Annotated in this window: 13 protein-coding genes; 1 reads left to right on the top strand and 12 read right to left on the bottom strand. The window is 33.0% G+C overall.

Annotation, left to right across the window (positions count from 1 at the left end; translation table 11 throughout):
- Positions 1-53 precede the first annotated feature (53 nt).
- The 4 genes from H0Z31_06820 to H0Z31_06835 all read right to left on the bottom strand — a co-directional run bounded on the left by H0Z31_06820 (position 54) and on the right by H0Z31_06835 (position 6,445).
- Positions 54-422, bottom strand: a complete 369-nt coding sequence (locus H0Z31_06820) for a hypothetical protein (GenBank protein ID MBO8177147.1) — start codon at positions 420-422, stop codon at positions 54-56.
- A gap of 98 nt (positions 423-520) precedes the next feature.
- Positions 521-1,867, bottom strand: a complete 1,347-nt coding sequence (locus tag H0Z31_06825) for a DUF3895 domain-containing protein (GenBank protein MBO8177148.1) — start codon at positions 1,865-1,867, stop codon at positions 521-523.
- 250 nt (positions 1,868-2,117) lie between these two features.
- On the bottom strand, positions 2,118-3,008 hold the full coding sequence (locus H0Z31_06830; GenBank protein ID MBO8177149.1) for a hypothetical protein: 891 nt from the start codon (positions 3,006-3,008) through the stop codon (positions 2,118-2,120).
- Positions 3,005-6,445: a hypothetical protein gene (locus H0Z31_06835; protein MBO8177150.1), complete on the bottom strand. Its 3,441-nt coding sequence runs from the start codon at positions 6,443-6,445 to the stop codon at positions 3,005-3,007. The genes H0Z31_06830 and H0Z31_06835 overlap by 4 nt, the downstream gene beginning before the upstream one ends.
- A gap of 343 nt (positions 6,446-6,788) precedes the next feature.
- Here H0Z31_06835 and dgt point away from each other — a divergent pair, with 343 nt between their 5' ends.
- Positions 6,789-8,036, top strand: a complete 1,248-nt coding sequence (gene dgt, locus H0Z31_06840; GenBank protein ID MBO8177151.1) for a dNTP triphosphohydrolase — start codon at positions 6,789-6,791, stop codon at positions 8,034-8,036.
- Between the two features lie 99 nt (positions 8,037-8,135).
- On the opposite strand, the gene H0Z31_06845 is transcribed toward dgt, so the two are convergent.
- The 8 genes from H0Z31_06845 to H0Z31_06880 all read right to left on the bottom strand — a co-directional run bounded on the left by H0Z31_06845 (position 8,136) and on the right by H0Z31_06880 (position 20,483).
- The gene (locus H0Z31_06845; protein MBO8177152.1) at positions 8,136-9,473 is read right to left on the bottom strand and encodes a DNA cytosine methyltransferase; all 1,338 of its coding nucleotides are present in this window, start codon (positions 9,471-9,473) and stop codon (positions 8,136-8,138) included.
- 16 nt (positions 9,474-9,489) lie between these two features.
- Positions 9,490-10,194, bottom strand: a complete 705-nt coding sequence (locus H0Z31_06850) for a hypothetical protein (GenBank protein MBO8177153.1) — start codon at positions 10,192-10,194, stop codon at positions 9,490-9,492.
- 1 nt (position 10,195) lies between these two features.
- Entirely contained in the window at positions 10,196-11,953 is a 1,758-nt protein-coding gene (locus H0Z31_06855) for a DUF1998 domain-containing protein (GenBank protein ID MBO8177154.1), read from the bottom strand.
- Positions 11,950-15,279, bottom strand: coding sequence for a DNA helicase (locus tag H0Z31_06860; protein MBO8177155.1), 3,330 nt, complete (start codon positions 15,277-15,279; stop codon positions 11,950-11,952). The genes H0Z31_06855 and H0Z31_06860 overlap by 4 nt, the downstream gene beginning before the upstream one ends.
- Positions 15,280-15,292: 13 nt before the next feature.
- Positions 15,293-17,680, bottom strand: coding sequence for a hypothetical protein (locus tag H0Z31_06865; GenBank protein MBO8177156.1), 2,388 nt, complete (start codon positions 17,678-17,680; stop codon positions 15,293-15,295).
- A 468-nt stretch (positions 17,681-18,148) separates the two neighbouring features.
- Positions 18,149-18,982: a DUF4352 domain-containing protein gene (locus tag H0Z31_06870; GenBank protein ID MBO8177157.1), complete on the bottom strand. Its 834-nt coding sequence runs from the start codon at positions 18,980-18,982 to the stop codon at positions 18,149-18,151.
- Between the two features lie 107 nt (positions 18,983-19,089).
- Positions 19,090-19,992 carry a WYL domain-containing protein gene (locus tag H0Z31_06875; protein MBO8177158.1) on the bottom strand — a complete coding sequence of 301 codons (903 nt, stop codon included), beginning with the start codon at positions 19,990-19,992 and terminating at the stop codon, positions 19,090-19,092.
- Between the two features lie 191 nt (positions 19,993-20,183).
- Positions 20,184-20,483 (bottom strand): hypothetical protein, encoded by a 300-nt coding sequence (locus H0Z31_06880; GenBank protein MBO8177159.1) that lies wholly within the window; start codon positions 20,481-20,483, stop codon positions 20,184-20,186.
- Between the last annotated feature and the right edge of the window lie 71 nt (positions 20,484-20,554).

Here is a 20,554-nt window from a genome sequence, read left to right on the forward strand (position 1 = left end):
CACTAAAAATACTGCACATTAGATGTGTATTTATATATGTTATTTCAGACAAGCTACCTTTGACTTTTATATCCTTCGTATTTTGGTTTAAATTTTAGATGCAAAAATGCCTCAATTAGATTTAGTACAAAGATTCCTAACGATGCATCTATAATAAAGTCAATTCTTCTTATATTCTGTTTAATCCAATCCCCAACAATATCCTCAGTTAGATTAAAACATTTAAAGTCTGGATCATTCAAAATGGATTTCGCTAAATTTCTTTGGGAACTTGTTGGAACATAATGCTGGCGTCTAAACCTTGCATTACTATTCGGGCCAACCTTTCCAATTTTTAAAAATTCATCCTTATAAACAAAGGAGTAAATCCCCATTTTACCACGTGGCAAACCAGCTGGCTTATGTGGAACTCCTCTGTCCAATATTTGTATTTGATCCTCGGAAAGACGGTTCCTGTTAATCTAACCACTGATAGTAACTGTGCTTTTAATTCTTTCATTTGATAACTCTCCAAAACTTTTCACTGTTTTGCTGCACCGTTCCAACAACTACCATAAATCCGATCATGAACCCCTTCCTTTCGTAAGAACTGGATCATGCCTCGCTCTGCTAAATAATCAAGGAACATGCAAACATCTCCATATATTTTATATCTCCCTGTTAAAAAAGTTTCACTTGGAGCACCGTATTCGTATACTAAATACACACTAAGCTCTTTAGCTGAAATGACGCTTACTGATTGCACATAATCAAAAATGGCTTTTTGCAATGATTCGTCAAGTAATGGTAACATTTCCTGTTCGCTGCTGTTTAATTTTTGAAAAGAGGGTTTTCTTGCTGCCTGTGTGGGAGTGTATGAAGATGTAACCAAGTGTTGCTGTTCACCAGTAATACTTTCTTTTTTGGCCTGCTCTTTCTTTTCCAATACTTTTTGTTTGACGATTTCTTTAAAAAACTCCCGATTTTTTTCCTCATATTCCGGGTCGCTTAATTGAATCGTTTGTTTTGTGAGAAGTGCTTTTGACATACTCATTTGATAACCTTCATTTAGCGCAAAAGCTCGAAACGGATATTTCATTTCATCGACAATAAAACGATGAACAGTAAAAACGATTTCTGTTTCTGTGGAGTGTACATAATATAAACTGCGAACATCAAATGATTGCGGGGACTTACGATGGTGATAATTAAACAACTTAAACAGCGGCTCTTCAATTGGCAAATGGTTTAATACATTCTCCCATTTCCAATCCTCTTCCGTTTTTATAGCAATATCCAACTCTGCTTCCCATAAATGAATGACGTGATGATTCATATCTACAGACATTTCCGCATCTTCAACAAACCATATCGTCTGCATTCCTTTATTTTGATAGTAACGATTACGATTTCGTATTTGTCTAACGAGTTTCTCATCTTTATTAGCTGTTACATTAGTTAGAATAGTAATGGCTATTTCTTCATCTGTATTTTTCACAATAATATCTGGGTAATAACGCCATTTTTCTTTTCCTTTCGCGATATACCCATAGTCTACTTGCATATTTTCATTGGTTTTCTCTTGACCTTTTAGTTCATTGTATATAATTTCCTTCATAACAGAATGTGATTTAGACTCGCGTTTGACTTGCTGATGATAGGTTTCACTCGCCTCAGAAATTTCACAGGAACGGGAATGACGGTGTGAAAAATGTTCCTCTCGAATATTGCCAGATTTCAAAATCAATGTATCATTGCAATAAGGACATTGAAATGCGCCTTTATCGGCTCTCTTTTTAAGTCTGTCTAATTCAGCTTTTCTATCCTCTACTGTATCAAGGTAAGTTTTTAGATGAAAAAACTTACCTTCATATAAAGCTTCTTGCAAATGGCTTCTCTCCCCTCATCTTGAAACTGATAATTTTTAACAATACTAAAAGATTTCTCTTTTCATCATAGCTAAATTTGATGAAAAATGTTGTCGAAATGTGTTAAAAAACAAAAAACAGAAGCGTCGATAGCTTCTGTCATAAACAACTTATTATCTCAGGCGGCATAAATTAATCCATCTCTCTCTTTGTTTTTATGAAATTCATATTTGTTCCAATCTCAACCTTTGAATTTCTCTTGTTACATTTTTACTTTCCCCACTCATAAGCTAGACCATAATCAGGCGGTCGAGAAACCAGTTCTTTACTAACTTGATCAGATGGTGCTTTTTGAGCATCCGCTATCAGTTTTAATGGTAACTCGATTGTAACCGCAGCATTTACGTGATTACCTATATTCTTATAAACATTCCTTTTATAACGTTTACGAAATGGCACAAAAGCATGAGATCCGCCATAGTTCCCCATATTACAAACAATTACATTACAATACAAGATTCGGTGCAATGAATCAGATAGTGAATGAAAATAATCAATATCTTTATTGTAAGCAACGATAAACAAAGTCTGTATCTTGGTTTGGAGTAGCCTTTGAATAGGTAAGTTTAAGTAATCTACGCAAATTAGAACCGCCCAATTTCCTAATTTTTCACTTTTAAAAAGATATATTCGATTACCATGTTGAAACTTATAGCCTGCTTTACCTAAAAATTCTTTTTCGGCGGGGGCTGGAAACAGTTTAGGTATTTTTATGATAGTTGCTCTTTCATTGAAAGTCTGGCCATTTTTATTAAGTGTACTCGGAATTGCCACCAAAGCCTGATTTTCAATCATCTTTCTTCCATTTATAGAGCCCTTATATACCCATTCAAGTCCCCCAATTATAACAATTTTAGAACTTTCACATTCGTTCATTATATGTTTATAAACATATTCATTTGGAATAAATAATTCGGGAAACACAAGAAAGTCAGCCCCATCTTGTTTTGCAATACGAACTCCCTTATAAAATTTATCTAGTTGGTTTTCTGGTCTCAAATATTTCATTCCATTGTCATGATCAAATAATTTTGAAAACTCTTCTTTTGTTTTACTTCCATCTGTGTATTGAGCAATCGTAACTTTAATTGTATCTTTCAAACTCCTTCACCATCTCTCGCGATCACATCAACATCGATTTCAATTACTTCAATAAGCCCATTTTTCCAATATAATAAATTTTTTTCTGATTCCTCTAAATAGGTTTCTATTATCCGCTGATAAGATTTACGACCATCAATTGGTTTATCCCCCAATTTTCTATAAGGTAGATTTGATTGATCGTATACATCGTAGTAACTTTCATAAAATTTTCTGTGATAGTTTAGTGTATTGACCAACAAAGATGCTATAGTTGTCGATGGGAAATTTGCTTGGTTAAAATACGTCTGTAAATCTTTCCAACTATAAATATAAAATGGTTTTAAATAACTCGAGTCAATTGCATTGCCTTTTAACATCGAAAATAATGTCATAGAAATTATGTAATTTTCCCCTTGATTTTCTGTTTCTTCATTTGAATAATCGCTAGTAATAATATCATAAGCGGGATAGTGATATAATTTATTAAACTCTTGGTTTATAAATGTCACGTCAACTACAAATTTCTCATTCAAAATCTCTATATCCTTCCTGCTATTGCTACACCGTTCCCATTGTCTGAATTTTTTCCAGTTTTCAATTGTAACCCCTTTTGTTAAAAGGTAAATAGGATTTTTTATTTTTCCTGTTTTTTCGTTTTCTTTTTTTTCATTTTCCTTTTTCTCATCAAAAAATATTCGTTTTAATATCGTTACAATTTCATACTCAGATAATGAACGCAAGTAGTTTGCAGCGTCATTATAGTTTGTGTTATTGATATAAAATATCCAGTCATGCAATGGGATTAAAGCTTTGGAATTTTTCTCTTTATCATTGAAATCAGATACAAAATCCGGCATTTTAATTGCCAATGAACCATCAATAGCCATGTTAGCTTGAATCAAGCTGAAATTACGAAAACGATCTAGTAGATAATGTAAAAATGCGTTATCAGATATAGAACTTTTTTCTAAACTCTTGTTAATCCAATTAAAGAAAACAGCTGCGTCTTTTGGTTTCTGGAAATAGAATTTAATTAATTTATTTAGTATGGATAAAACATCTATCATAACTTTTTTGGATAAGTCATTTAGTTCAATTGGATATTTCGCAATAAAATCGAGGCCTTTTTCAGGTATTTTAGCCGAATCAATCTTTGCCCAACTGATCCATATTTGATATTTATAAATTAATTTATCGAATTGTAAAGAGCTGTCTTGTTCTTTTTTAATATCACTGATTAAATCCCAAATCGACTGATACCACATTTCTTCAAATACGGAAAATTCCAATTTATGATTTTTGTGATTGTAATAAAGTCCTTTATAAAATAACTTGCTCAAATAATAGAGGATATCGTCCGATATATTGGCCATTTGATGAATTGAACTGTTTTCCTTTTCTTTCTCTATTAAATGATAGTAAAAATCATTACTTAATAAATAAATCTTTCGCAAATACTCTAATGATGAATAAACTGTACTGAATGCTTTATAATAATCGATATTTAACTTAGGATTGGTTCTGATTTGACATATACTAAAACACCAATAAATGGAATATTTCTCGAACCAAAGGATTTCCTGTGAATCATACCATGTTTGAACTGCATCATTAATAATATTTCGTAATCTTCCCCTGTATGAAATAGATATGTGTCTCCACTCATTTGAAATTGTAAGAAGCACCTTTGTTCTTATGAAAGGTCCGTAAAACAACCCCAAATTTTCCTGAGTATTGAAACTTAGAGACTGTAAAAAATCTTCTAAAGCCTTAAAATGAGATTTACTGTTATTTCCCTTTATAATACAGTCAATTAAATAAAGGGTATAAATTTCATAAAGTGACAGCTTATATGGATATCTCTTAAAAGCTCTTTGCAGAGATATATCTGGTGAATATTTTTCAATATTCAAAGCCCTATTTAATGCTTCTTTTAATCCATTTTTTATTCTCCATGATGCAAAAGCGACTTTTGTTTCATCTTTTATCTCATTTGAATCAAACTGTACATCCAATAAGTGTAACATTTCATAAATAAATTCTTCTAACTCTTCATTGTCCATAGACTGCAACTGCATTTCTGATACTTGGGACAACTTTTCTATCATCGCTGTAGAACCAGGTAAAATATCATTTTTTGTAATCTTAATAGGCTCTTGCTTGAACTTTTCATATTCATTCTTTATTGCTTTGAGTACATCGCTTTTAATATCTTTTTGCTGTGGAGATAAGTGGTTTTGAATTTTCTTATTTATCATTTCTAGAATTTCTGCTTCATTAGCAGGTAACGTTTTTTCTTCAGAAAGATTTAAACCAATATTATTAAGGCATTCTCTTATTTTTTTAATGACTTCTGAGATAAATTTATCATTTGAAGAAATAACCGTAATATCGTCTGTATAACGAAAAATATAAGTTTCTATTTTTTCTTCTAGTGCACTTGTTTCGATAAATTTTTTAATTTCATTATCCAAATATTCAGTCAATACACAGTTAGATAAAAATCCTGATGAAATTAAATCTAAAGGTAGAGTATTGTTTAAATACTCTGTTAGTTTTTCAAGAGCATTTTCTTCATTCAAGTCATCTTTTTTATTTCTCATTATTTTTTCGGCATATTGCAGGAAATAGGATTTCTCTGCTTGCTTATATCCTTTTAATACTTCAATATCTGGACATTCAAATTTATAATTTAACAAATCCGATAATAGTTGTATCCAACCTTCCTTGCTTTTTAAAACTCCATTTTCCACAAGAGTGGTCAATCGTTTTTTGAACATTTCTATAATATACTCTTTATTTAATGTGGGATAAAATTCTTGAATATCGGCTTTTCCTTGATATGCTACCCCATGTTTTTCAATAATTTTTAAAAAAGCTTGTTTCAATTGACTGTTTAATTGTCTAAGACCCCATTGATAACTTTCATACAGACTGGACCCATTATAGTGAATATATCCCCGCTGAAATTCCTTTTTTTCATAATCATATTGATGGATTCTCTTCAAGCGGTTATTAAAACTCCATGGTACCATCCATTCTAACGATTGTCTTTTTCCTTTATCTTCTAGAGAGATTAACTCCTTCATAGAAGGATTAGTATCAAACCATTCCGATAATGCTAAAACAACTGTAGCCCATGCTACTTGATCCCGAAACTTAAATAAAGCTTTTGGCCGTAGTCGCGGATTTCGATCCTCATCCCATGATTTTGGATACCAATAAAGAATAGCTTGTTGTAATTTATAACGATCAAACTCACTTATTGAACCTTCCTCATTATATTTTTTAAAATCTTCCTGTATTGATTTAATATTTTGGTCAAGGTCACGCTCAAAATTCTCCAAATCTAAATAGTCACAAAAACTAGTTTCTCTTAACACATAATGTCTTGCTTTTTTATATCCGAAATAAAAATAGCTTAATGGTATTTCACTAGGAGTAAATAGTTTCAATGTGATCACCTTTTTATACTTTTTGAATTTTAACTACATTCTATGTTTTTCACTAAAGCAACAAATGCTATTAGTTACAATATTCGCTATAAAATGACAAAATTCCTGCAACTCAATTATTTTGTTCAAAAAGTTAGTTTTATATAAGGAATTCGTTCAATATATAAAACTCATAAAGACAACTCAGTAGTAACTTAAGCCAGAACTACAGATCACAAGTCAAATATAAAGAGTATATCGACAGAATCCATATAATTAACTCCTTTATTTTTAACAATATTAACAATAATCATTAATTTTTGTAAAATTGTAGTAAATATTAAGTGATTGGAGGAAGTAAAATATGAGCTCATTCAAGATTGACATTTCAAAGTTGATCAATGAAGGACAAGAAATAGCAAGTAATCAAAATGAACTTCATACATTTCGTCAATATGATGATTTATTTATCTCTACTAAGCAAGATGAAAAAGATGGTTGGCGAGATCCGTTTCAAAGAGATTATGCCCGTGTTCTTCATTCTTCTTCATTCCGAAGATTACAAGGAAAGATGCAACTTCTTGGCACTCAAATTAGTGATTACTATCGTACTCGTCTTACTCATTCACTTGAAGTGAGCCAAATTGGGACAACCATTTCTAGAAAAATAGAACATGAAGGTGTCAAAGTAAACTCGGCATTGGTTGCAATGGCATGCTTAGCTCATGATATAGGCAATCCACCGTTCGGCCATTATGCAGAAAAAGAGTTAAATAAATTAATGAAAGACGATGGTGGATTTGAAGGAAATGCACAAACACTTCGTATTCTTTGCAAATTAGAAAAGAAAAGTTCACACTACGATGGACTCAATTTAACAAAAGCCGCTTTATACTCAGTCGTTAAATATGGAGTTTATAACACAACAGATGAGCAAATTGAACAACAAAAATTTCTTTATGGAGAAAATAAGCAGAATTTAGAAGATAATGGAGAAATGAAAGTTCAAACAATTGAAGCACAAATAATGGAACTTGCAGATGACATCGCATATTCCAGTCATGACCTTGAAGATGGATTGAAATCAGGAATTTTATCAATAAATGCTGTATTAGGGCAACTTGAAAGTGAAGAATTAAGAAGGGAGTTCCAAGAATTATTGCAACAAGCATATAAAAACTGCGGTGAGACGTTCGGTGATGCTGCATTTAAATCGATTACTTCAACATTAATCGATACATTTATAAAAGACATTGGTGTAGTCGAGTTAACTGAAAAACAACGCCAAAAGAAAGGAACCTCTTTTAAATATGGATTAGGTTTACGAACAAAAGAAAAGTTAATGGATGGATTAAAAAATGCTGTGAGGAACATTCTTATCGAAAAACCAAGTGTAGCATTGTATGAAATAAGAGGAGCACAGATGGTCAATCACTTATTTGAGCTTTTAAACGATGATAAATATGAAAGACTACTTCCGCCTGAATATCGAACGTTAATTCGAAAAGGTGAACCAAAAAAGCGTGTTGTATGTGATTACATCGCTGGGATGACAGATCACTATGCTGATCAACTTTACAAGCAATATTTTGGAGAGTTAAATTTACAATAAACAATCAGGATGAATTAAGCTCACTTCGCGCGGTGACAGTCACTTTTGAATGAAGTTAAATATGAAAGATGCCTTACTTTGGCATCTTTCATATCTTACTTAATTATTACTATTAATAAGCAAAGACTTAATTGCTTTTGCAATGACTCTTGACATAATAGGGGGAACAGCATTTCCTACTTGTACAAATTGCGCTGTTCTAGGCCCTTCGAATTTATAATTATCTGGAAATCCTTGAATTCTTGCTGCTTCTCGTACAGTCAACGATCGTGCTTGCTCAATATCCGGGTGAACATTATAATGCCCATCTTTAGCAATATGGGCTACGATAGTATGAGGCATTGCATTCCAATTATGCACTTTAAACCGATCCAAAAAAGATTCTTGATTTCGATGAGTTTTTAGATTTTCAGGTAATTCATTATACTTCAATTGAATACCTTGATTTGAATACTCGATAGCTATTCTATAAATTTCTCGATCACGTTCTTGAATAGGTCTTGCCTTATGATTTATAATTCCTATGCTGTTTTCTCGCATTTTTTTCTGATACTCAGATAGCTCTCTATCATTTTGTGATGGATATTCTATTAGTTTCAAATCTTCTCCTTGTCTAGGTAGTAAAGGTGGTAAATCTCCAATAACATTTCGCGTATTTTTTTCTTCACCCCAATCTTCTGTAAAACGAGAAAAGTCTGGATAAGAATAGTTTAATTCTGTCCTAAACCCAAATAATATTACTCTGTTCCTTCTCTGGAAAACTCCGTAATTAGAAAAATCAATAATATTATCTTTATGCTCCGGATGAATTCCAGATAAAATTTTGTAGCCGATGTTATCAAACTCTTCCTGAATTATAGAGAATATTTCTCCATTCTTGGCTGTCAAAATACCAGGCACATTCTCAAACACAAAAACTCTCGGCTGGAACTCTTCCACAATGTTTAAATAGTGATAAAATAAATAGTTCCTCGAATCTCTATTGGCAGCTTCCTTTAAGCGACTTCTTCCAATAACTGAATATGCTTGACACGGTGGTCCTCCAATAATTAAATCGACACTTGTTGATTTATTATATTTTAAAGATGCGTATATCTCTTTAATGATATTAGATGATGAAGTCGCTTGACGGTCATTTGCAGGATTTCCAAATTTTCGATTTAGAATTTCATAATCTATTTTTTCTTTTAATTCAGGATATTTCTTAAAAATCATCGTTCGATCTTGATCTAAAGTCTTGTAATTAAAAGATTTTCTTAAAAAGCCAAAATAAAGGTCTAAATCATTGTTTTGTTTTAAAAAATGATATATCAGCCGGGTTTTTAGAGTTTCACAGGCCCATTTTTCTTTTTCAACTTGAGCCACAATTTTATAGCCTTCCTCATGGAATCCTTCACTTAACCCACCTGCCCCTGTAAAAAGATCAATTACTATCATATTGATCTCCTCTTAACTAGTTTATAGATTCAAAAAAACCACGATTTTTTAGTTCTTCAAAGATTTTATTTATATTTTCCACCTGTTTTCCTTCAATTAAAGCGCCAATTTCAATATTATTCATCATACCATTGTAAGATAAGTTGGCTGAAGTTATAAAAGCAACCCTATAATCTACTACAATTGTTTTTGCATGCAAAGCGGAGTAACGACTTGAATTATTATATTTATAAACCTTTAAATTTTCAATATTTAGGTGTTCTAACAAATGTTTTAGATTTTCATTATGATTGTTCTCTATAAATATTTCAATCGTTACTCCTTGTGTTCCCTTATGCCTTAGTAAATCAACTAACTGGTGAAAATAGGAAGATATAGCGTATCCCGTCATAAAAATATAATGCGATGCCTCAAATAAAATCTGTCTGATAACACCAACGGTTTCACGCACTGGTAGATTCATGTTTGCTATTCCAGAAGATACGATTTCTACCCTGTGCAAGTTTTCTTTACTTCTATCACTAACCAACTTTAAAAGCAACAGCAGTTTTCTTATCTCATCAAAGCTCAAATTTGGAAATAAGTCATGGAATATATTCTTATATCGCATTATATTGGAATCTAGCTCGATATCTTTAGGACTACCGATACTAGATAAAATATCTTCTTCCAACTTTTGATATAACACATTCAATTTAAATAATAATTTTTCATTGAACATTTCATATCAACTCATCAAAGTAAGGTTTAATTACACTATCTTGAAGAGGTACAACTAAAGATCGGTCTAATAAACGGTTACCTGCTTCACAAGAAGTTTCCGAAATCATAGAACATGCGAAGCACGCTGAACCATTTAAGTCATTTTCTTCGTCTACCTCTAAAGAGGAACAAACTGGATCATTTGTGCAAAATAGCGCTTCTTCTAATGCTTCGTTTAAAATTTCTCTAAACTTATCGATACTCCCCATCTCAACTAACCCACCTAAAGTTCCTTCTTGGTCTGCACTCCCCGTGTATAACAAAATTCCGGCCATTGTTTCACTACAATATATTCTCTCTTTAATTGCTACAGATGAATAACCAGATTTCAAAGATAACTGTTTGATAAGAAGATGAGATAATGTATGCATCATCACATATAACGCATTACGATCTTCTAACTTTGCCCATCCCTTCTTTTTTAGCCATTTATCATATACGACACTAAATTTTTTCGACTGTTCTTCCACAGACTGCAGCCAATTATTAACCGTTTCACGATTAAATTCGATAAATATTCCTTCCCCGAATGTTTCAACTGCAGGCAAACATTTTTCTTCAGTTCCGGATTCTAACCATACAATTTTTGGATTTTTAACTTCTGGTTCAGGGCTATCATTACGCATAAAACCTAGCAAAACCATAATTTCTTTTAACCTATGCACTTGAACAATCTTACTAAAATAACGTTGTAACTCTTTCGGAACAGGCTGTACTTCCGCCTCAAATTCTGGGTTCTCTTTTGGGATTTTAATTTTATCTTTATAACTAGTAAACCTTTCGTATTCAAATTCTTTAATTTGCTTATAATTCAGTTTTTCGTTATTCTCATTTCCTTTGAATCTTATCCATTCATTATAAAATTGTTTAAAGTCATCAAATCCACAATTCGTTAAATATCTATCATAGTATTTTTTTAATCCGTCTATACCATAATCTTCTTCCCTTGCAATAAGCTCCTTCCGATGATCGATAAACGTTCTCCTAAAATCTGAATTCTCCGAGAATGAAATAGCGCTTCTAACCGCTGCAAAATAAACGTTGGACGCACCACGTTGAAGCGGTATAACATCTTTACCACACCCGTCATTAAATTCAAGTTTATGTGGATGTGACCCTTTACATTTATACCCTTTAAATGATTTTGGATCTAAAGCACCTCGTAAAGATTTCCCACTATCCATGCACGAGCATTTTACACTTAGTGACTCTAAACCTGATGAATCCCCAGCACTTGATAAAGTTAATCTTCCATTACATTCTTTAGGCTCTTTTCCATGTGCCCACCATTTCCATGGAAAATCCTCTAAATGGTTGTCCTCGCATGATATGACAAACCTTGCAGGATGTGCTCTCCAATTGCAAGAAGGACATCTTGGTCCTTTCTCTAAATATTCTCTAATTTTTTCCCGATAATCACTACCACCAAAATTATCTCTTATATCAAACAGATGCCTACATTTAATATTGCTACACTCATGGTAAAAAGGAAATGGGATTACTGGCAAATCAGCCATTCCACCCGTTGCAGGTACTTTCTTAAAATAATGTTTACCTAAAAAGTTTGCAAGATTTTTATCATAAATAATATCTTTTGCTCTATCCCAATATCGAATATCTAAAATCATTAAAGAATCATTCACTGAGTCTATAATAGCACCAGGGCCAAAAGTGGTAATTAATTGCCCTGGTCGGATTTCTCCAACTTTATTTTTCATTTTAACCACCATTCCCTATCATAGAGCTTTAAACCACTTGTCGTTTCGATCTCTCTCATTGAATCGAGTGTAGGTTTTTCTGCCTTACGTAACTCTCTCTCTGAATATCTTCTAAGTAAACGATTTTTGTTTATAGCATTTCTAATTGCTTGTTTACTTAAAGTAGAAAAATGGTATTCGAGATCTGTTTGAAGTTCACTATCTTTAATCCAGCTATCCAAAAACTGATTTAATTCACTTAACGTATCATCTACATTCTTTCTCTCTACAATTAAAGTTCTTTCCTCGATTATTTTTCTTATATTTGAAAGATCCGTGTATTTTATGTTTTTTGCACTTCTATTTCCGGCTAGTTCCGGATTATCTAATCGAAGTAAAGCAACGGTGATCGCATGTAAAAATCGATCTCTTGCTCGTGATGCATAAGGAGTAGCTGTTGTTCCTTCAACATGATGATATAAACGGCCATGGTACCCTTTGAAATTTTGGTAGTGGGACATATCTCTTGGACGATATGGATTATAGACAGTGATTACTAATCCAGGAAATTTTCTTCCTACGCGGCTCGATGCTTGTATATATTCTGATGTTTGTTTAGGTTGCCCTGTGACTACCATTAAACCAAGTCTATCAACGTCCATACCAACTGCAATCATGTTAGTTGCTAAAACAACATCAAGTTCTTCGTTCCCCATTTCCCTTTCTAACTCTCCTAAAACTTCAGGAATTTTGTACGAAGGAATACGTGATGTTAACTCTCGGTATTTTTTGATATAACGTTGAGAAGGGAATTTATATTTGTTAGTGATAATTTGTAATCTTTTCTTTATGTCGTCGTCCAATAACCGAACGGTACCACCAAGTTCTCGTATACTATTGAAATAACCAATCAATGTGCGATAAGTATCAAGAAATTTTGAATGTTCTGGGTCATCTTTTAAGTTTTCTGTAAATTGAAGGAGAACAGCATACACACGTACTAAAACCGTCTTCATAGAATGACCAGACACACATACCCCGCTATACAATCTAAACGGTTCTTCTTCGATTGGAATTTCTTTTGCAAAAAACGAATCTTCTACTTCTAAACCTGATGGTGGAAATTGCTTCATTTCTTTTCTAGCATATAGACGTTTGATTTGTTCAGCGGCATTTTGAATGGTTGCAGTAGCTACAACGTACTTTGGTTTTATTTTCTCACCATTTTCTAAAAGGTTGCTACACAGCTCCTCAATCGCCGTTTCATAACCACCGTATATTGAACCCAATGGCCCTGTAATTAAGTGAAGCTCATCTTGAATAATTAATTCCGGAGGATAAAAAGGTTTTACTGGATAAACACTCGCCTTTGGATTTCTATGTGAACTAGGATGTTCTTCGCCTTTTGCTAAATAACCACATCGCTCACAATATCGGTCTACTTTGCCAAATAAAGCAGCTGTCTTTTCATCCCAAGGTAATCGGGCAAATTTATCAACTGTAGAAATTACTACAGTAGGTAGTTTTCTGTAAATTTCTTCATCAATTAAGTAAACTGGAATGTGAGTATTGGAGAAATGACATTGTGGATTTCCACAGTAAATCCTAAACCCTTCTTTTTCGATATCAGGATCTTCACTTGGCAATATTTTACAAATCAACTCACTCTTACTGGCTCCACAACAAGGACAATTGATAATTTGCTTTTTTAAGCGGCCGTATTCTGACACTACGCTCTTACTATCTCTATAGTTAGAAACCTTTAAGTCTTTTAAATTATTAGCTGTGACCTGTCCACCAACCCAAAATCCTACTGAATATTCACTTCTCCCAAATCTTTTTTCTGGGTCTGCTTGACGAATATATTCACAAGCGCAAATCATTCGAAGCAAGCGATCTCGCTGTTGAGTTGTTAACAAGCGAAGCGTATATCTAATGAAAATAGTTACCCCGCCATCTTTTTCAAAATTTTGTTCCTTTTCAGCACTTAACCGTCTATATCCTAAAAGAAACGCTGCTAATCCTAAGTAGGCTTCTGTTTTTCCTCCGCCTGTAGGGAACCATAGCAAGTCAACAATTTCCCGTTCTTTTGATTGTGGGTTTACAATTCCCTGTAAATTAAGAAGAATAAAAGCGATTTGGAAAGGTCGCCAATTAAAATGCTCTTTCTGCATTTCCTCTTCTAGACTTGTTTTATTTTTCGAAAACGCCTTCATCGCACTTTGAATATGCATTACTTTGTTCATGAACATAAATGCATCAAAAACCTTTTGGTCATTCAAAAGTTGGATTCCATTGCGAATTCTATGTAACGCAAAAATGCAATCTTTTATATTCTGCTTAGCTTCGTCTTTCTCTGCAACTTCATGCAACAATAAACTGTTTATCCATTCTTCATAACGATCCGCTAAGTTGTTTAATCGAGCAATTACTTCTTGTTGATTTGTTTCCTCTGAAAAATATTTGATGGAAAGAAAATTTTCAGGGATAGCCCCATATTTTTGGCTATGTGGTAATTCTGTTTGCATTTTACTAACTTCATGCGTAGGAATAAACTCCGTCTTCAATCTATATGCTTGTTTCTCATTTTTGGCTTCCCAGCTCGCAGCACACCCAAATCCTTTAGCAAAAGTCGGTTTATTCCGGTAAATGAACTCTTCAAATGGTTGTCCTGATAAATTAGAACGTGCAATATTCTCTGCAATAAAAATTGCTCTACCTTCTTTATTGAATATTTCAAGTTCTACTTGAAAAAATGCATCTCCTTTATTTGTACTTGTGTTTCTCAAAAAAACACTGAAAAGAAGGTTATTTGTGTTCTTAATATTTCTACAAATAATAATGAGCTTTAGATGTTCCGCAACTAGAAATTCCTTTTTCCCATTATCTAACATAAAATAATTAAAAGGAATTTTTTCCTCTTTTGTATCCCGAACGTATAATACTTTCTTACGTCCATCTTGAATAATTTCTTCTTTTTTCTCATATTTTCCCCAACGTATTAATACGTTAAAGTCTGCCTCTTCTCGTTTAGTATAAAATCTAATTCCCATAGTAGATTGTTTTTTCAACTTCTTGGTGCGGTTTTGAATATTTTTTTCAACCGCTTCGTCTGCCATAGAGTTATCATTTTGATTAATTTCTTCCTCGTTTATTGCCGAATCCGAAAGCTCCTCCCAGTCTTCTTCTATCTCTTCTTTATCCAAAGGATGTAAAATACCCGTTAAATAAGCTTGTGTTGGGGGTTCATTTAAAATATCTTGTTCGTTATAATCTGGACCTATTAAATCTCTTTTTAAAGCTTCTACTATCATTCGTCGTAATTCCCTATATTTATTGGCTTCCATTGCTATCCTCCTTCTAATCCTCAAATAAAATCCCTAATTCACTTGGTTTTATATAGTAGATTCTCTTGTGAATATTCTTAATCCTTTTTACTTTGATAGCTTCATCTAGCTGCTCAATTGATAAATTATAAGCTTCTAGTGTTGATAAACTTTTTTCACGGTTTGATTTACTAGCAAAAATGTAGTTATTCAAAAGGCGTGCAGCTTTTCTCCGTTCCTTTCTGACATATTGCATAGCATTGTAGTATAGCTGCGCATTCTCAATAAATTCATCGATTGCCAGCACTTTTCCTAAACAAATTATATCCTCAAAATCCCTAGGTCCATAGCTGTACCCGCTTCTCCAGTTTTTTAATATGGCTTTCGTTGTTTTATCCCATCCATTATTTTTCATTTTCTTATATAATTGCTCATCATTAAGACGGTTATTATAAAATTGTTCTTCATATAAAAGTCGCCACTTTTGTATTAAATAGTAACATTTTATACTGTTTTCATTTTTATCCATATTTCTGATAAATACTTCAAACAACTCTCGTCTAACATCATTATCAATAAACAATAATTCATTACCGTTTTTTAATTCGGAAAATACCCTCAACTCGTATTTTCTAGCTTGACGATTCAATGCCCTTACCTTAAATTCTCCATTAATAAACATATAACTCCCATCATTAAACTCTATTAATTTTGCCTTTATCGCATTTTTTCCTTTATACATTCGTTTTTTACGAGCAGAAATAACGTTCCCTTTATTCTGAATAATAAATTCAGTTTCATTTATAAAATCTTTATTTCTATTATCTTTTAATGTAATTTGCTTAATTCGATTATAAATATACCGATACATTGAATTTAATTCGGTAGAACCGATTAACTTTGAACCATGATTAATACTATTCATTAATTTTTTTAGCTTGTTTTCTAGTAAAAGCATCTCAATTTTGTACAAATAAATTACAGCTTTTTGGTATTTTGAATTTTCGAGTATTTGCAAGTCAACCAAATTAATAGCTGAATAAATAATTAAACAATCACATTCTACAGAATCTATACCTTTTAATACTTTCTTTTTATCATAAAAATAAATTCCTTTTGATTCTAAATCACTAATAGAACACCGAAACATATTTGATAATTGTTCTTTGAGAGCAAGAGAAACTATTTTATTTGTAATAATGAAACCAACTTTCCTATTTTTGTTTATCTCACTAATTAGTAATTTTGTAATTTCTCTAAACTTGGGAGATTCCTTATCTAAACCTTTTTTGTTAAATATATCCTCAATTAATACTAATAATCTCTCAAAATCTTCATCCTCATAACGATTTTCACTGTCCCTCAACTCATTAATTAGCTCATTAATCGGGTCATATATTATTTCCAACTCTGCAATAAGATCATATTGCATTGCACTAATCGGTAATCTTATTGCATTGTATAATATCGAGGAAATAATTCTTAAGTCATATGAATCAAAATTTTTCTTAGATAATTTGTTTAGTAAATCTAATGATTCAAAAATTTCATCTTCAAATTCTGACTTAATATTATTGATATTGATTTTTTCAATATTTTTTTGTTTTGTGAGATCCCCAATTGAGTACTCTTTATTACCTATAATCGTTTTATCGTTGATATTTTCTTTAGGTATGTGGGACAATAACTTTGCATCAAAATTCCAAAATTGAGTAGAATCATTTATTAAATAAACAATTCTATCATCGAAAGGAGTATCAAAGTAATACAAAACTTCTTGTTTAGCAAACTTCATAAATTTATTAATTGATGAAAAATCAATCAAAACATAATCTACGTCTATATCCAAATTCTTTAATACGTTAAGATTGTCAGTGATGTACAATACGGATCCTTGCTTATTGTCTCTTCTCCCTATTTTATTTCTTGTTCCTCGACTCAATTGTTTAAAACTAAAATAACCGATCGAAATAGGAAGAAGAAAATTAAACGGTATCAATTCCGGAACCTTTCCACTATAATAAACATTGAGAATATGGTTCCAGTTACATTGAGCATTGTAGGCATCATCTAAATTACAAAATCCCTCTCTCTCTCTAAAAACCTTATGTTTTTCAAGACTATTTTTAATAAATTTTGAAGATTCAATATAAAGATTCTGTAAAAGATCCAAAGCTCTTTTTTTATTAGTTATCAAAAGGACAGATGTTCTTTTCTTAAAATTATCCTTATACTTATAATTTTTTATATAGTCTTTTAAAACTAACTGTAAGGCTAATGTAAGAAAAAAATCTTTATTAGGATAGCAAACTACAACTTTATGTTTATTCAAAATTAAATCTTCTAATGACGTTAAAACTTTTTGCTCAAATGTATTTATTTTTATTTCTTTCGTAGCAAAAACTAAATTGTCTTCTACCATACTCTTCAATTTTTGCTGCTGCTTCAAAATAAAAACTCACCTCATTTTAAGTAATTTTTCATCTGCTGCTAAATCGAGAACGACACACTTCCTTCCAATACGTTTTCTTTAAGCCCTATGCGTTCTACAATCTATTCTTTTTTTTGCTAGTCAAGAGCGAAAATATGAGACGGTCCTTCTTTATAAGAGAGTAAAAGAACCCATCTTATTGAAGGAGCCGCAGGAGAAACGGAAAACGGTTTCAAAACTCTATCTAATAAAGATGGTGAGTAAAACGTTTGTTAAATGTTTTTGCTTATAGTTTTAGAATAAAACTTCTACCATATTTTATCAATATTATTTAGTCTTAATTTCCTATTTTTCAAAGTGAGGATACCTCCGTATCCCCACCATTATTCTCGGGCTTTGGGTTATCCTCGGACCATTATTGCCATAGGTTAGTTGACATTTTGATCGTTCCACATTATTTTACATCCCCACATCAAACACAAACGGCTCAAAGTCGATCTCCCAATTGTCAGAAGAGCCTTCAAAGTACAGCTGGAAGGTGGAGACTCCTTCTTCTAAAGCCGGGAAGACGATGATGCCATCTGTTGTGACGCCAGGAAGTAGTTCGGATTGGACTTCCGGGTAGTTGGCATCGTAGTTCATTTCTTCTTCTAGTTGTTTACCGTTGGCGATGAGTTTGGCGTCAAATGTGTAAAAGTAAATTTTGTTGTTGGTTTCATTGGCGACTTGGACGTACACGCGAGTTTCTTGGTCAGCAAGTTCGACTTTTTGAACCGTGAGTTTATAGCCGTGTTGGTTTTGTTCTGCGTTCAGTTCGATTGTTTGTTTGGCTGGGGCGAATGCGGTTTGGTAATCGGTTTTCTCAATAGAGTCCGCAAGAATCATAGGTGCAGTAATCACACCGCCAAAGGCGTTTTCTCCTTCAAATGCATCTTTTACCGTTCCTCTGACATGAATAATATCGTCCATGGCCACATCTACATTCGGGTCTTCGATCATAATAATCGTATTTCGCTCACTGTTGTTATTCGCAAATACTTGTAAATACGTTCCGTCACTGTCACGTTCCGGTTCGACGAAGATGCGTCCGTAAAATTCGACTTTCGAACCTTTGTATTTTTTCGGATCAGAGAACATTTTTTCAAACTCATCCGCTGAAAGAAGGGTACCTTTTGATTCAGATACTTCACTAGCTGCTTCGTTTGCTCCGTCCGTTGTACTAGTTTCTTCCCCACAACCGGCCAAGCTAAGAGATAAGGCTGCAAAAATAAATGTAAGTAATGCTTTTTTCATTTACAAGTTTCCTCCTCGTTTTTGTTTTCCTCCTCATTGTAATGAAAAAGGTATGCCAAATTTGGCACACCTGAAGGGAATCATTTTATGTATTTTTTCGTATATTGTTAGTTATATTGTTGATGCATAAGGGTAATTTCTTTTTTTACTTCTTCCACTAACCAGTCGGGAGAAAGGACTTTTGCTTTAGATCCCCACGTTAAAATCCAGCCAATAAGACCTGAGCTGATTTTCGCTTTTGTGGTCAGCAGGAAATGTTTTTCATCGACTTTTTTTATGTCGGCCTCTAATCCAAACCGGTCAAGAACAACATTGATTAATTCGTGATGAAACTGGATTTTTATCCATTGATCTTCTCCAGCAAACATATGAAACGTTTGATCGACATACTTTTTGATATCAATTGGTTCCCGCCGAAACGTTTCGTCGGTTACTTCGACATTTCGCATTCGGTCTAACCGATAATGGCGAAACTCCTCCGTTGGCTTATATTTTCCGATTAAATAATAGAAATCGTGCTGCCAAATTAACGCGTACGGTTCCACCTCGTACCAGCTACCATCCCGATTATAAACAAATTCCTTTTCTACATTGTACTTCCCGTATTGATACTTCAAGACCCGATGTTCAGAAATAGCTTGATGAATGCGGTCGATATTAAGTTTAATTAAGTTATAATCCATGTTGACGGATTGATGGAAAATAAGAGGGTCCGGTAAAGATTTGGCGATATGCTTACTCGTTAACTTTTTGACCTTTTGAATCAACAGTTTCTTTTCTTTTTCCGTAATAAACCGGGCGGATAATATCGCATCGACAATTAATCGAAGTTGATACGTTTCAAATAATCGGTCTTGATGACTATACAATGCTTTTCCATGTGGTCCTTTATTGATCATCACTTCAAAGCCTTCTTCATTTAAAGCATCAATGTCTCTTTTGATGGCACGAGGGTCGAACGCCATGTTGTCTCCAAATTCGAGCTGAAGTTTTTCAATGATTTCCTTCATCGACAGTTCATGATGTTCATCTGTTTCCTGAAACAGGATGTCTTTTAAACGAAGTAAACGTTGACTGGCTTTGATTTCAGCCACAACAGGATCCTCCTTCCGAAAGTTCAATGAAGAACTAGCCTATTATATCAAACTGTATCGGATTTGAAAAAATCAAAACGCCAGTATGGGTCTGGCGTTTGAAACCATTAGCTTTTCATTGTCCGCGCCTTCCAAACAAGCAATCCGATTGCTAATCCAACGAATACCATGCCAACTACTAAAAATGCATTTGCCACACTCATGATCTCCGTCCAGTGAAAGCCGTCTTCATGTAACGAAACCCCAAGAAACGTTAGCCCTACCCCATCGCCAGCAATGATGGGAAATCTCTTTTCCTTCCATTCTTTAATGTATCCATAATAGTCCTTTAATGAAATAAATTTATAAATACAAATGATGCCGAACGCTAACAGCACATTTTGCAGGAGCAAAAATTTGAAGCGCAAAGGAACCACTCCTATTGATTGAATTTTCTTAATTTTACACGTAAAATTATAACACGATTTAACATTTTTTT

The sequence above is a fragment of the Bacillus sp. (in: firmicutes) genome, assembly GCA_017656295.1.
Lineage (GTDB): Bacteria > Bacillota > Bacilli > Bacillales > JACDOC01 > JACDOC01.

What these genes read in the sequence shown, in the direction of transcription:
- H0Z31_06870 (MBO8177157.1), bottom strand. Translation starts at nt 18,982, where the DNA reads ATGAAAAAAGCATTACTTACATTTATTTTTGCAGCCTTATCTCTTAGC.
- H0Z31_06845 (MBO8177152.1), bottom strand. Translation starts at nt 9,473, where the DNA reads ATGATAGTAATTGATCTTTTTACAGGGGCAGGTGGGTTAAGTGAAGGA.
- H0Z31_06850 (MBO8177153.1), bottom strand. Translation starts at nt 10,194, where the DNA reads ATGTTCAATGAAAAATTATTATTTAAATTGAATGTGTTATATCAAAAG.
- H0Z31_06860 (MBO8177155.1), bottom strand. Translation starts at nt 15,279, where the DNA reads ATGGAAGCCAATAAATATAGGGAATTACGACGAATGATAGTAGAAGCT.
- dgt (MBO8177151.1), top strand. Translation starts at nt 6,789, where the DNA reads ATGAGCTCATTCAAGATTGACATTTCAAAGTTGATCAATGAAGGACAA.
- H0Z31_06875 (MBO8177158.1), bottom strand. Translation starts at nt 19,992, where the DNA reads ATGAAGGAAATCATTGAAAAACTTCAGCTCGAATTTGGAGACAACATG.
- H0Z31_06855 (MBO8177154.1), bottom strand. Translation starts at nt 11,953, where the DNA reads ATGAAAAATAAAGTTGGAGAAATCCGACCAGGGCAATTAATTACCACT.
- H0Z31_06865 (MBO8177156.1), bottom strand. Translation starts at nt 17,680, where the DNA reads ATGGTAGAAGACAATTTAGTTTTTGCTACGAAAGAAATAAAAATAAAT.